Source organism: Adhaeribacter pallidiroseus (assembly GCF_003340495.1).
Classification (GTDB): Bacteria; Bacteroidota; Bacteroidia; order Cytophagales; family Hymenobacteraceae; genus Adhaeribacter; species Adhaeribacter pallidiroseus.
In genome coordinates this window covers 5,093,575-5,107,809 of the sequence record NZ_QASA01000001.1, presented here as the reverse complement: position 1 = coordinate 5,107,809, position 14,235 = coordinate 5,093,575, and the positions used below count along the sequence as shown (strand labels likewise).

The window sequence follows — 14,235 nt, the reverse complement described above, 5'->3', positions numbered from 1 at the left end:
AAAAAGTTATACCGGTTACCTTCCGGAAAGGAATCAGCAGGAAGACCAATAAAGATAAGGGTGGTGTTGCGGATGGTTAATGACTATTCTGACCGATCCTTTTTTAAAAATTACCGGGGTTACGCCTGCGTGACCAACCGTTTCGTTGGGAAAAGCAAAAAGAAAGCCCCGACCAACCGGAACGTCGGGGCTTTATGAGCAACAAACGGGAGGCTGGGAAATTTTAAAAATTTAGCCTGAATACCTTACTGCCGCTCAATTTTGTAAGTAACCGTTACATCCAGGTTGCCGTCGCGGAGTACCCGTTTGTGCGTACCTAATCCCCAACCAGCCGAACCGGTATACGTATCCAGAAATTCCGCAAAGTCATCTTTATCCAGATTATCTTTTTCACTCACCGAACCCTGAATGGTTAAAGGCTGGCCCGCCGCTTTGCGTACGGTAGCACTTTTAATTAATTGCACCGTTTCGCCGTCGGCTAATTTTAAAGGGTTGGTCAGGGAACGATAATCCACGGGTTGGTCGTCTACGGTTAATTCCCAGTAAACTTCGCCTTTGCCCCGCCATTCGCCGTTATTGGTAACGTTAATGGTGGTAAATGTTACTTTTAGTTTGTCTGCCATGATAGCCTCCTTTTTTAAATTTTTAGAAGGTTTTAGTCTTTCCTAAGTCCTGAAATGAGAAGTGTTAACCTGGATTCAGAAAGAACATCGGAAAGGTAGGCGTGCTTCTTCGGTAAAACCAGTAATCTTTTAGCAGTGGTAAATCTGGTTTTGTAAGTGGTTTGTTTCGCCACATAAGTGATCAGGTTAATCACCAGATAGATGTAGCGAAGAGAAAAGACTAAGTTGATACTTAGGAGTTGGCGAAAGAAAAGGATATTTTGGGAAGGAAATTTTGGCATTTGTACTAAGAAAGTGCCTGACTAAGATTAGCTTAAAAGATACAAGCAGGTGCCAGAGCTGTCATTCAGGAGGAAACTATTTGGCTACGTAGCTAAATAGTTTCCTCCTGAATGACAGAACATTTTTACTTGTTTTTGGCTACGTACTTAGTATAAAATATTCACTAATTTACTGGATAGTAAAAAAATAGGAGCCCGATATCTAGCTTCTTGAAATCAAGGAGTTTTGCCTTTTTCCTACTTTGGTTCACCTGGCGTTAATCATCCCCCAACCTTCTGCCAAGAGGGACATTCTTTATCGGATGCGCTTAACTGATTGGCATGGTCCAAAGTCTAACATCTAATATCTAGCATCTAATTTCTTGCTCTTACAAGCGATCCAGTAATTGGAGAAATTCTTCTTTTTTACGGCGCGAAATATCCACGTGGTAATTATCCGTTAAAATAACGTATCCGCCTTCGCCTTTGATGTATTTGAGGATGTGTTTGAGGTTAATGAGCGAGGAATGATGCACCCGGCAAAACCCGGATTCGGCTAATAAGTTTTCAAAATCAATTAATTTTTTACATACTACTTGTTTGGCTTTGCCTTTTAAAAACAAAGTGGTATAACTCCCGTCGGCCTGGCAATAAATAATGTCATCGGTTAAAAAAAAGTCGATGCCGTTGTGGGTTGGCACGGCGAGTTTCGCAATTTTACCGGCCGTATACTGGCTATTGCTAAACGCCGACTGGTAATGCGCCGCGTGCCGGTGAGCCGGGGCTTGTTCTTTTACTTTTTGTACCGCGTGGATCAGGTCGTCTACATCGATGGGTTTTAACAAATAATCCAGCGCGCTGAATTTAATGGCTTTAATGGCATACCGATCAAAAGCGGTTACAAAAATAACGGCAAAGTTAATGCGCCGGATTTGTTGCAATAAATCAAACCCCGACATGCCGGGCATTTGCACATCCAGGAAAACTAAATCGGGTTCCAGTTTTTCAATGGCTTCTAAGCCTTGCTGGGGCGATTCGCATACCTGCAGAATAGCTACTTCCGGGCAATATTTGGTAAGGGCCAGTTTTAGTCCTTCCCGGGCATCGGCTTCGTCATCGATTAAAATGGCACGGATCATGGTTTTAGCCTAGGGGTACCTGTATGTCTACCCGGGTACCGGTTGCCTGGTTCCCGGCATCTTTTAAGTCGGTTATTTGCACAAAACGGCCCATTTTGCCTTTATGAAACAGCCGCAGCCGTTCTTCGGTAATTTGTAAGCCCAATGATTTCCGGCCTACCGGCTTTCGTTCCAGTTTAGTCGCCATTTCCCGGCCTACGCCGTTATCTTCAATCACGCAAATTAAGGTATCTTCTTTTTCGGCAATGCTGATGCAAATAGTGCCTTCTTCGGTTTTTTCTTTGTGCATTAACCCGTGCCAAATGGCATTTTCGACAAACGGCTGCAGCACCATGGGCGGAATAAAAGTAATTTCCGGATCAATGGCTTCATCCACCCGGAACGCATACCCGATGCGGCCTTTAAAGCGCAGGTTCTCTAGTTGCAAGTACGCATCCAGCATGGTTAATTCATTGGCCAGAGAAACAAAAGATTTTTCGGTATTTTCCAGAATCAGGCGAATTAATTTAGAAAGCTTTACCAAATACCGGGAAGCGCCATCCGTTTCTCCGTCCAGAATCATGCGGTTAATGGAGTTCATGCAATTAAATATAAAATGCGGATTCATCTGGGCGCGCAAGGCTTTCATTTCCAGTTCGGTCATTTGGCGCTTTAAGTTAGATTCCTGAATTTCCTGATTTTTGAGTAGTACTATTTTTTGATTTTTCAGGCGCTGGCGCAGTAAGTAAATAAATAACCAGGCAATAACCAGTACTAACAATAAACCACCCACCAGGGCCCTTTGCTGCAACTTTTGGCGTTGGGCTTCTTTCTGCTGCACTTGCTTTTCTTTCGCCAGCAGGGCAATTTGCTTGTCTTTTTCGCCGGTTTCGTACTTGGTTTGCAGTTCGCTGAGGCGCCGGGCGCTTTCTTCGTTTAAAATGCTATCCTGGGTTAAGGCAAATAACTGGTGGTAGTGGTAGGCTTTTTTAAAATCTTGCTGAGCCGCGGATAATACCGATAGCTTTTCGTACACATCCCGTTGCGTTGGTTTGGAATGGTACTCTTGCGCCAGAGCCAGGGCTCTTAAGAGAGCCGCCTGTGCTTGCGGATATTTTTTTAAAGCCAGGTAAGTTTCGCCGATCCAGGTAAGATTAATCGCCATTTTGTCTCTTTGCAGAGCTTGTTCCCGCATGGCCAAGGCCCGGAGATGATACACCAAGGCGCTATCGTATTGGTTAGTAGCGGTTAATACTTCCCCGATATTTCCCAAGCTGGTGGCGGCCGTGCGCGGCGACCCGATCGATTGACTAAGGGCCAACGATTGTTTAAAAAAACGGCGGGCTTTTTCGTATTGCTTCATTTTGGCGTACGCATCGCCCAGATTAATCAGAGCGCGCAGCTTGCCCATTTTTGCGTTTACGTTAGGGGAGGCGCGCGTAAAACTGGCCAGCGATTTTTGAAACATCTCAATGGCATCTTCTCCTTTTTTCATCGACACGAATAACATCCCAATATTCATCGCGGACCGGGCTACTCCGTACCAATCACCAATCTTTTCGTACAGGTTCATCGCCTGGTAACTAATGGCCAGGCTTTTATCATAATTGCCCAACTCGTTGTTTACTACCGCTATGTGAATCAGGCTATTGGCTACGCCTGCGGAGTCTTTGGTGGTTTTACAAAAAGCCAGGTGCTGGTTAAAATGCCGCAGGGCTTCGGCCGGCTGGCCATCCAGGCGAGCCAACATGCCCGCATAAAAGGTAGCAGTGGACAAGGCCGCCTTACTCTTTAACTGAGTAGCTACTAGCTGGATACTATCGGCATACTGGTGCGCCCGTTCTAAATTACCGATGGTACTGGCGTACGTAAAACACAACTGGCCGTAAATAGCGATTTTACCTGTAAGGGGAGTAAGGCGCAAGAGCAGTTGTAAGCTATCTACTTCGGCTTGCGCCAGGGGAGAGACCAGCGGGTTGTTGGCTTTTGGCCGCGACTTTTCGGGTATAACTTGCGCGTGCAGAAACAAGCTGGTTACTACCAAAACCAGAGCAAGCGGTAACCCGAAGAAGCAAGGCTTCATAGCTGTACCATAAGATAGAATTACCCGGTTAAGTTATTGGTAACGAAACCTTTAATCAAGATAATTACTAATGGTAAGAAAAGCAACAGAAAGCCCCGATAAATGATTGCTGGGTAAACCACTGACCGTTTTCTGTTCTAAAAAATATTTTAAAAAACAACTTATCCGTTTTTGGGAGAGGCTATCCTGGGGAAGTACAAATTCTGATGAAGTAGCATAACAGCATCTTCTTAAAGCGCCTAACGCAGCAGATTTTTAAAAATGAGGTAAGCAGAACTGTTGAAATTTAAAAAATTAAAACGCTGCTATGGCCTGATGCAGGGAAACAAGACCCCAGGTTCCGGTAAAATCGCTGGGATCACAGGGGTGGTTTTTGTTGCATTCGTTCGTAGGACAGCTGGCGCTTGCCGGAATAATGCTTACCCAAGTCCGGCATTTTCCTCGAGGGGAGCAATTTTTCCATTTGCAAATCTTTACAGGGATACTTACTGGAATAACGGGTGCCACTACCGCCACCGCCTCGTCGTAGCTATTAGTTAGCGCATTGGGAACGCCCACTAACCCCACAGTAGCCTTTTTACCGGTTGCCCGCAACGTAACATTTAATAGAACATATTCGGTGGTTGGGTTAGAAAGTAAGGGAAGCAAATAAGATTTAGAGGAAGCTAAGGGAGTACTTTGCAACCATAATGTAAACTGCTGCCGGCTTTGCCCTTTTACCTGTTCGAGTTTAATTGGGTAAAATGTATCGCTGTAATGGGCATTAATTATTGCTAAAGCTTGGGTTTTGGAGAGTGATAGCGTGGCGTCTTGCTGGCTCCCGGCAGAAGCAGTTGCTCCGGTACCAGATGGGGCCATGGGGGAACTACCAACGAAAGCGTTTTCTTTTTCGCAACTGCCGGCTGCCACGAGCAGGAGTAGCATGAGGATTAATTTTATCCGGTTCATTTGTTTGGTTGTTAAAGGGTTATACACTATACCGGAAAGGTGCAGAATTTAAACAGTACTAACAACGGCTATTCCACAAGTGGTGGATTTCACCTCATAAGTGGTAAGTAAGATAAAGCTATGTGGTATGGCAGCTGCAATACCTATAAGTAATAACTACCTGCCATTTGGTGGATTATTGATAGTAAGTGCGGTTATGGGTAGAGCGCTGCGCTAACTCTAAGCACAACCAAAATGCCCATTATTAATTACTTTTAATGTTTTACATTCAAAAAAAGCGAATTCTTTAATTTCCGTTCGTGCTCTTTTTTACTTTATAACAAAAAAGGATATTTCAGAAGTATAAAAAATATTCAAAATTAAGCTAAATTTCAAGATAGAAGCTATCGTAATCCAATGTAGCGGAGGCCTTATTATTAGAAGTTATTAACTTAGTCTTTAAATAATAAATTAAAAATTTTAGATTTTTGAGGATTCATAAAATAAATTTATGAAAATGGAATTTTGTACATTCCCAGAACTTATTGAAGAAAGGGATAGATTTCTAAAAAATTACGGCATAGAGAGATTAGCGATTTGTCCAATCGAAGAAATAAAAAATATTAAACCGAAGGAAAAAAGGAAATGCCGTTTTTGTGGGCGAGACTATTCGCAAACAACCTTTAATAATATATCGCATATTATACCAGAGCTTCTAGGTAATAAGTATTTAATCTCTGATTTTGAATGTGATAGTTGCAATGATTTTTTTGGTAAAAAGTACGAGAATAATTTAGCAAATTTCCTTGGAGTATCGCGGACCTTATCTGGCGTAAAAAGTAAGGACAATAAAATACCAATTTTTAATTCTTCTGGTTACAAGTTATTAGCAAAAAGAAAAGAGTTTTATGGTATAAAGGATGGTATAAGTTTATCGCTTCCTACCTTAGCAAAAGGTATTTTTACCATTGATGATAGGGCAGGTAAAGCAGAGATTAAGTTTCTAAAGCCATCTTATGTTCCAATCAAAGTTTATAAAGCATTTTTAAAAGTTGCTTTATCCATTATACCTGAAAAATATGTAGATGATTATAAATATGCGTTTCAGCATTTAAAAGAAGATGATAACTTTTTTTCAGAAGTGGCAAAAATCGCCTATTATGAATTGCCACATAATCATTCAGTTGCTAACCCAATTTGCTTTTTGTTCAGGAAATTTGAACCTAAAAATAGGATTCCAAATCATGTATTTGCATTGTACTTCCAAAGTTATATTTTTCAATTTCCTCTGCCTTTTTCTCTAACAGATAAAAACAATGGTTTATATAATGGCAGCCCTTCTTCAGTAACATTATGTCCTCCTATATTATTTTCAGAACCGAAATTAGGGGCTAAGTATTTTAGGATAATAAAAGATTTCTCATCACAAAATAATATTAAGGAAGAAGAGTTTATTACTTTTTCATTCGAACCAAACATAATGAGTGATTTGAAAGCATATGATATTAAAACAGGAGAAGTAACCGATATAACCTTTAATCCTGAGGATATTGCAGAGATCTACATGGTTCCATATGATTCAAAGCTTTCATTATTTGATAACTCTGATTTATCAGAAGAACCAAATAATTTAACTGATTAGACCCTTACCAAAGCCTGCTGTTTCTCCAAAGACAGTAAATCCTGCCACAAATCTAAAGTTACGGTGCCGGGTTTACCATTCCCTATTACCTGATCATCTACCTGCACAACGGGTAAAATTTGCTTGGTGGTGCTGGTAGTAAATGCTTCTTTGGCCTGCGCCAGATCAGTTAGCGTTACGACTCCTTCTACGGTGGCATATTTCTGGTGGGCTACCTCCAGTACATTTTTCCGGGTAATGCCTTTCAATACATCTTTCTTCGGGGTAATTACTTGATTGTCGTGGGTAACGATAAAGAGATTACTGCGGGGGCACTCGGTAATAATGCCGTTCTGGTGGTATAAAATATCCTGCGCCCCCTGGGCGCGCATGTGGGGCTGCAGCCGGATACCGGTAGAATAATTAATGGTTTTGGCCTCGGCCAGGTCCCGGATGTAGGAGTAGGTAATTACTTGTATGCCTTGCTGCACCTGGGCTGCGGTAAGCAAGGTAATGGGTTGCTGGGTGATGAGCAGGTTAGGTGCGGCGGGCGTGTAGCCATCTTCGGAGTAGCCGCCCGTTAAAACCATTTTTATACCCGATTGCGGGATTTGGTTTTGCGCCATTAACCGGTACAACACTTTTTTGAGTTCATCCGGAGTTAAAAGTACCGGTAAGTGCATCAGCCTCGCCGATTCGTAAAAGCGGGCCAGGTAATCGTCCAGAAACAACGGGATGCCGTTTATAATTTTAAAAAAATCGAAAATACCGTAGCCGCGTTGCACCGCTAAATCGCTGATGTGCAAAAAAGCTTTTTCTAACGGAATAATTTCGCCGCGGTGGTAAACGTACAGGTTAGGGCTGGAGGGCATGGTGTTTTTTTAAAATTTTAAGCGTTTGCTCAATCGGTAAAGCTGGAATACGATGCTGTTCTCGTCCGGTTAAAGTTTCGGCTTTAAATAGCGAATTCAGAATGGCTTCTTCGGTGGCCTCAATGGTGGCTAAAAACAAGGGTGTTACATCATCGTTGCGCAGTAAAGTTACGGTTTGCGTTTTTTCTGCTGAGTTATGCGAAATGCGTAAATTAGGGTGTGTAGAAAAAGCAATCACGTAGTCGCCGCTGCCGTTGGCCGCAATGCCGCCGGTTTTGCCTAAGCCCAGCAAGGCCCGTTTGGCTATTCGTTCCAGGTTACGCGCCTCCACGGGGGCATCGGTCGCTACCACGATCAGGCACGACCCATCGGCTTTCGCTTGCATTTGTTCGTTCAGGTAATTTTTTAATTCTTCGCCCATGGGCACTCCGTTTATCTGCAATACGCCCCCAAAATTCGTTTGCACCAACACGCCTACGGTATAGCTCCCTTGCTCGGGTTTAAGTTGCCGCGAAGCCGTACCAATGCCGCCTTTAAACCCGAAACAAACCGTACCGGTGCCCGCGCCTACGTTGCCTTCGGCTACCGGGCCTTCTTTTGCTTGTTGAATAGCTTCCCGGGCGTGCGCTTCTGTAATGTGCCGGCCCCGAATGTCGTTCAGGTAACCATCATTAGTTTCGCCCACAACCGCGTTTACCGATTGTACTTTCTCGTTGCCGGGCAATTGCAACGAATAGCTTACCAAAGCGTTCAGGGCGTTGGCTACACTTAAGGTATTGGTGAGTACAATAGGCGTTTCCAGGTTACCAAGTTCTTGCACCTGCGTACTGCCGGCCAGTTTGCCAAAACCATTACCCACGTACACCGCCGCCGGTACTTTTTCCTGAAACAGGTTACCCGCGTGCGGCACAATCGCCGTTACGCCCGTCCGGATATTTTCGCCTTGAATAAGGGTAGTATGGCCTACTTTTACGCCGGGCACATCGGTAATGGCGTTGTTTTTTCCGGTGGGCAGGATGCCAATTTTCAAGCCGTATTCCCGCGCCCGTTTCCGCTCCTGCGCCCGCACCGATCCCACCAGCAGGAGTATCCCGAATACAAAGCAGATTTTTGAAAAAGGAACCATAGGGTGGCCTGATAGGTATTTTTGGTAGCTATTTCGTAAAGTTTAAACAAATAGCAGCCTGAAGTAAATAAAATATAAGGAATAATGGTAATCAAAGTAAAAATTTAAAAAACGTGCTTGCTCTCCGGATAAACTGGTGGGTGTTGCAAGCTGTTTAGCATAACGTTACGGACAACTTTATCGGGCACCCGTGTTCAGCGTAGCGCCACTGGTAACTTAATAGAGCAAAGTTAGTCTCCAAACCCATGTCATTCAGTTAAGGCAAGAAGATGAAAAAAGTCTTTCTTCGAAGAAAGTTGGGAGATGATTTAAAGTAGCTGATTAAAGTTTACAATAGGTGGCATTCCTTAACTGTATGACATGGGTCTCCATACTGGCGGAATTTGCTTGCTTGCTGGTGCGAGTTTGTAGTTTGTACTAGCGGCAACAGTTGTTCTTTAGATTCGGCCACCGCCATACTTTCGTCGAGAAATTGATTTTATGTTCAGCGACACCAAATACTGCTGCGACAAACACTGGCGCCCGATTTAGTTGTTAAATCAACTGTTTACCCTAAACTCAGGTTGTTGCAAAAACGAACAAGAAGTTGTATCAAAACCGGACGATTTTACAGTGGAAAATTTAAAAAATTGCCTTAATTTATTGAAAAACAACATGTTGCTAACATGGCATTTTTATTATTGACAGTATAGCTAGCTTTGGTGAAAGTACTCCGGAAGAATCTCGCGGCGGCTTTTACCAGTTCATCACCACTTATTCCGACAATTAAACAATTCTGGCAGTATGTTAAACAACTATCTTAAAATTGCTCTCCGCAACTTGCTGCGCCACAAAGGATATTCATTTATTAACGTGGCCGGGCTGGCCGTAGGCATTGCCTGCTGCACGTTTATCTTGTTATTTGTGCAGGACGAGTTGGCCTTTGAAAAGAACCACCGGAAGGCCAAAGATATTTACCGGCTTACGATTACCATTGATAATAACGGTACTCCCGAAAAGGCCGCGATTACTTCGCCGCGCATGGCACCGCAATTAAAAGCTGATTACCCGGAAGTAAAGCAATTTGTACGGCTGTTGAGCACTGGTAACCAGGCCCTACTCCGGTTCGGCGATAAGGGCTTATACGAAACCGGCGGCTATTTCGCCGATTCTACTTTGTTTGAGGTATTTGATTATCCATTAATAGCTGGTAACTCCCGCACTGCCTTAAACGAGCCAAACTCTATTGTGTTGAGCCAGGAACTAGCCCAAAAATACTTTGGCCACGAAAACCCCATCGGCAAAATAATGGAATTGGAAACGCAAGCGCCTTATACATTAAAAGTAACCGGTATATTGGCCGAAGTGCCGCGTACTACGCAAGTGCGCCCTGCTTTTCTGGTGCCCATGCGCTTAGTCGGCGGTGGTTTTTTAAACCAGTGGTTCTCCTATGGCTTTACCACCTATTTGCTGGTAAACGAAAACTTTAATGCACCGGCCTTCGACCAGAAATTGCAAGCTTTCACGAAGAAATACCAACCCAATGCGCCGGGTACGCCGCCACCGCCCGCGCTGCACCTACAGCCCTTGCTCGAGGTACACCTCAATCCGGAATTTGGCGGCCAGCTGGCACCCGTAAGCGACATTAAAAACGTGTATTTGTTCTCAGCGTTGGCTTTGTTCATTATTTTACTGGCCTGCATTAATTTTATGAACCTGGCTACCGCCCGCTCACAAAACCGCTCCAAAGAAGTAGGGGTACGCAAAGTTATCGGGGCTTCGCGCGGGCAGCTTATCCGGCAGTTTTTAAGCGAATCGTTGCTTTTATCTTTCTTTGCTTTGCTCCTGGCAATGGGTATCGTGTACCTGGCGCTGCCTTTGTTTAATCAATTATCCGGCAAATACATTCAGATAAATTTTTTAAGCAATTCACAGTTGTGGTTGGGTTTACTGGCGCTTACTTTATTCGCGGGCCTAGTGGCGGGCATTTATCCGGCGTTTTATTTATCCGGGTTCCGGCCGGTGCAGGTTTTAAAAGGCCGGCTAATAGGCAGTGCCAGTGGCAGCGGCTTGCGGAAAGGCTTGGTAGTGCTGCAATTTGCTATTTCTATTGCCATGATTGTAGGTACTGCCGTGGTATACAACCAAATGCTGTACGTGCAAAACAAGCGGCTGGGCTTTAGCCAAGACCAAATGCTGATCATCAACATTCCGGGCAACCAGGATATTAAAAAATCGCGCGCCTTAAAAGAACAAATCCGGCAATTGCCCAACGTAAAACAAGCTACCCTTACTGGTTCTATCCCAGCGGATGATGGCTGGTGGCGCACCCCCATGAACCCAATTGGCAAAGGCAACAGCCAGGATAATTCGATTATTGGCTTTGTGCTGCCCTCCGATTTTGATTTAGCGAAAACCTTTGACCTGGAACTGGTAGCCGGCCGTTTTCTGGATAAAAACTTTGCCACCGATACTGCCCGGGCTATTATGCTCAACGAAGCCGCGGTAGCCGCCTTTGGCTGGCAAAAGCCCGAAGCGGCCGTGGGCCAACGCGTAAATTACGGGGGCGGCAATGATTCTATTGGCCATGTGGTAGTGGGCATTTTAAAAGATTTTAATTTCCAGTCGTTGCACCAGAAAGTGGAACCGCTGGTTTTAACTGCCAATACCCGGCAGGCTTCTTTTATAGTAGTAAAAGTACAGGGCGCGGATATGGCGGGAACGCTGGCGCAATTAGAGCAGAAGTGGAATGCCTTTGATCCTAAACACCCCTTTGATTTTACTTTTATGAACGACCGCCTGCAGAACCAGTACCAGGCCGAAATGAAACTGGGCCGCATCTTTGCCACCTTTGCGGGGCTGGCTATTTTTATTGCTTGCTTGGGGTTATTTGGCTTAGCTTCTTTCACCACCGAGCAGCGCACCAAAGAAATTGGCATCCGCAAAGTGTTAGGCGCATCGGTGAGCCATATTATGGTCATGCTATCCCGTGACTTTGTAAAACTGGTGTTACTCGCCAACCTCATTGCCTGGCCCGTAGCCTGGTACGGCATGAGCCAATGGCTACAGGATTTTGAATACCGCACCCCTATTTCGTGGTGGACTTTTGGCATTGCCGCTGCTTCGGCTTTACTTATTGCCCTGGCTACCATTAGTGTACATGCCCTGAAAGCCGCTATAGCTAACCCGGTAAATGCGTTGCGGAGTGAGTAAAAGAATGTGTGCGTAAAAGAATTTAACTAAAAAGAGTATAACCATGTGGTACAGCTATTTCAAAATCGCCTGGCGTAATTTATTCCGCCAGAAAGCTTTTTCTTTTATTAATGTTTTTGGCTTGGCTATGGGTATGGTTTGCAGCATCCTCATCATGCTGTGGGTACAGGATGAATTAAGTTACGACCGCTTTCATGCCAACGCCGATAACCTCTACCGCATAACTACCAGTACGCCGGATATTAAAGCAGCAGTAAGTGCCGCCCCTATGGGAGCCGCTTTAGTTGCCCAGATACCCGAGGTAAAAAATGCAGCGCGGTTATGGCATTCTACTAATTTGTTTGGGGTTGGCGAACGCAAATTCGAGGAAAAGCAAGTGTTTTTTGCCGATGCTACCTTTCTGGAATTGTTTTCTTTTTCCTTGCTAAAAGGTGACCCCAAAACCGCCTTGCATCGCCCCGATGGCATTCTCATTACGGAGGCCATGGCCGAGAAATACTTCGGGAAAGCCGAAGCGCTTGGTCAGATTATCCGCAAAGACAACCAGGATAATTTTGTGGTAACCGGTATTCTGGCCAACGTGCCGGCTAACTCGCATCTGCAGTTCGATTTTATTTTACCTATCTCGTTTATTGCCCAAACGAACCAGGATTTAAAAGAAAACCGCTGGGGTAATTTTAATTTTTACACCTATGTGCAATTACACGAAAATGCGGTTACGTCGCCGGCGGCTTTACAAAAGCTGAGCCAACGGGTAAATCAATTTTTTAAAAAAAACTACGATAAACTGAAGATCGATTTTCAACTGCAGCCCGTAACCAGTATTCATTTACACTCTAACTTATTGCGCGACCTTCCCGGCAACGGCAGCATCCAGTATGTCCGGGTATTTTCAGTAGTAGCTTTCTTTATTCTGGCGGTAGCCTGCATTAACTTCATGAATTTAGCGACGGCCCGCTCGGCGCGCCGGGCCAAAGAAGTAGGTTTACGGAAAGTAATCGGGGCTAACCGCCGCCAGCTTATCTGGCAATTTTTAGGCGAATCTACTATTATTTCGATACTAGCGCTGGTACTGGCAACCTTTCTGGTGTGGGCCTTGCTGCCGGCCTTTAACAGCTTAGCGGAAAAAAGCCTGGCTATTAATTTTAGGAATGTAAAACTGCTGTTTACCTTGCTGGGTATTGCACTGGTAACGGGTTTGCTATCGGGCAGCTATCCGGCCCTTTTCTTATCGGGTTTTCAGCCCATAAAGGTTTTAAAAGGCAGCCTTAAACTAGGCGCCGGTAACGTATTCTTCCGCAATGGTTTAGTGGTAACGCAGTTTGTGGTTTCTATTGTGCTTTTGGTGGGCACGGCCGTGGTGTATAAGCAATTGCAGTATATTCAAAATAAAAATCTGGGCTTTGATAAAGAAAACCTGGTTTATATACCCGTAACCGGCGAGCTCTGGAATAAGCAACAGGCTCTGAAAACCGAACTACAGCAAAACGCTCTAACCAGCAATTTTACTACTGTTTCGGATTTGCCTACCAACCTGATTACAGGTACCATTAATGTGCAGTGGGAAGGCAAAGACCCCGCTTCGCAGCCGGTTTTTCCGGAAATGGCCGTCGACGAAAACTTTATCTCGGCTTTTCATATGAAGCTGTTGCGTGGCCGGAGTTTTTCGAAAAGCTTACAGTCCGATACGGCTAATTTTATCGTGAATGAGACAGCTCTGCGCATTATGGGAATGAACTTGACAACTGCCATAGGCAAGTCGCTCACTTTCGGGGGCGTGAAAGGGAATATTATTGGCGTGGTGCAGGATTTTAATTTTAAACCCATGCAGCACGCCATTGAGCCGCTGGTCTTATATTATCGGCCCCTGAACGGAACCATTGTAGTGCGCACCCAACCGGGCAACACCGAGGCCACCATTCAGGCTTTAGGCAAAATCAGCCAGCAATTAAATCCCGCCTTTCCCTTTACCTATAACTTCCTCGACCAGGATATTGCCAACCTTTACCAAAGTGAGCAGCGCATGGGGGCTATTTTTAACGTGTTTGCCGTGCTGGCTATTTTTATTTCCTGCCTGGGCTTGTATGGTTTATCGGCTTTTATGGCCGAGCAGCGCACCAAAGAAATTGGCGTCCGCAAAGTATTGGGCGCTTCGGTATTCGATATTGTGTACTTGCTTTCCCGCAATTTTACCAGCCTGCTCGCTATTGCCATGGTCATTGCCATTCCGCTGGCGTGGTGGGCCATGAATAACTGGCTGGAGGGGTTTGTTTACCGCATTGGCATAAATGGGAGTATTTTACTAACGGCTTGCCTTACCGCTCTCTTGACTGCCGGCTTAACGGTGAGTTACGAGTCGATTAAAGCCGCGGTAGCTAACCCGGCAAAAGCCTTGCGCAATGAGTAATCCTAC

Annotated in this window: 9 protein-coding genes; 3 read left to right on the top strand and 6 right to left on the bottom strand. The window is 44.8% G+C overall.

Annotated features, from left to right (window positions below):
• Positions 1-245 precede the first annotated feature (245 nt).
• The 4 genes from AHMF7616_RS20325 to AHMF7616_RS20305 all read right to left on the bottom strand — a co-directional run bounded on the left by AHMF7616_RS20325 (position 246) and on the right by AHMF7616_RS20305 (position 5,032).
• Positions 246-623 (bottom strand): hypothetical protein, encoded by a 378-nt coding sequence (locus AHMF7616_RS20325; protein ID WP_115374553.1) that lies wholly within the window; start codon positions 621-623, stop codon positions 246-248.
• Positions 624-1,272: 649 nt separating this feature from the next.
• Entirely contained in the window at positions 1,273-2,022 is a 750-nt protein-coding gene (locus AHMF7616_RS20315) for a LytR/AlgR family response regulator transcription factor (RefSeq protein ID WP_115374551.1), read from the bottom strand.
• A gap of 4 nt (positions 2,023-2,026) precedes the next feature.
• Positions 2,027-4,084, bottom strand: coding sequence for a tetratricopeptide repeat-containing sensor histidine kinase (locus tag AHMF7616_RS20310; protein WP_115374550.1), 2,058 nt, complete (start codon positions 4,082-4,084; stop codon positions 2,027-2,029).
• A gap of 294 nt (positions 4,085-4,378) precedes the next feature.
• Positions 4,379-5,032, bottom strand: a complete 654-nt coding sequence (locus AHMF7616_RS20305) for a hypothetical protein (protein WP_115374549.1) — start codon at positions 5,030-5,032, stop codon at positions 4,379-4,381.
• Between the two features lie 490 nt (positions 5,033-5,522).
• On the opposite strand from AHMF7616_RS20305, the gene AHMF7616_RS20300 reads away from it, so the two are divergent.
• Entirely contained in the window at positions 5,523-6,653 is a 1,131-nt protein-coding gene (locus tag AHMF7616_RS20300) for an HNH endonuclease (protein WP_115374548.1), read from the top strand.
• Here the strand turns inward: AHMF7616_RS20300 and AHMF7616_RS20295 are convergent.
• Both AHMF7616_RS20295 and AHMF7616_RS20290 read right to left on the bottom strand, forming a co-directional pair.
• Positions 6,650-7,504: an aminotransferase class IV gene (locus AHMF7616_RS20295; RefSeq protein WP_115374547.1), complete on the bottom strand. Its 855-nt coding sequence runs from the start codon at positions 7,502-7,504 to the stop codon at positions 6,650-6,652. The two genes, AHMF7616_RS20300 and AHMF7616_RS20295, sit on opposite strands and share 4 nt — an antisense overlap.
• Positions 7,488-8,630, bottom strand: coding sequence for a DmpA family aminopeptidase (locus AHMF7616_RS20290; RefSeq protein WP_115374546.1), 1,143 nt, complete (start codon positions 8,628-8,630; stop codon positions 7,488-7,490). Before AHMF7616_RS20290 ends, AHMF7616_RS20295 begins: the two co-directional genes overlap by 17 nt.
• A 783-nt stretch (positions 8,631-9,413) precedes the next feature.
• Between AHMF7616_RS20290 and AHMF7616_RS20285 the strand changes: the two genes are divergently transcribed.
• Positions 9,414-11,822 (top strand): ABC transporter permease, encoded by a 2,409-nt coding sequence (locus AHMF7616_RS20285; protein ID WP_115374545.1) that lies wholly within the window; start codon positions 9,414-9,416, stop codon positions 11,820-11,822.
• 43 nt (positions 11,823-11,865) lie between these two features.
• Positions 11,866-14,229, top strand: coding sequence for an ABC transporter permease (locus tag AHMF7616_RS20280; protein WP_115374544.1), 2,364 nt, complete (start codon positions 11,866-11,868; stop codon positions 14,227-14,229).
• The last annotated feature ends 6 nt before the right edge of the window (positions 14,230-14,235 follow it).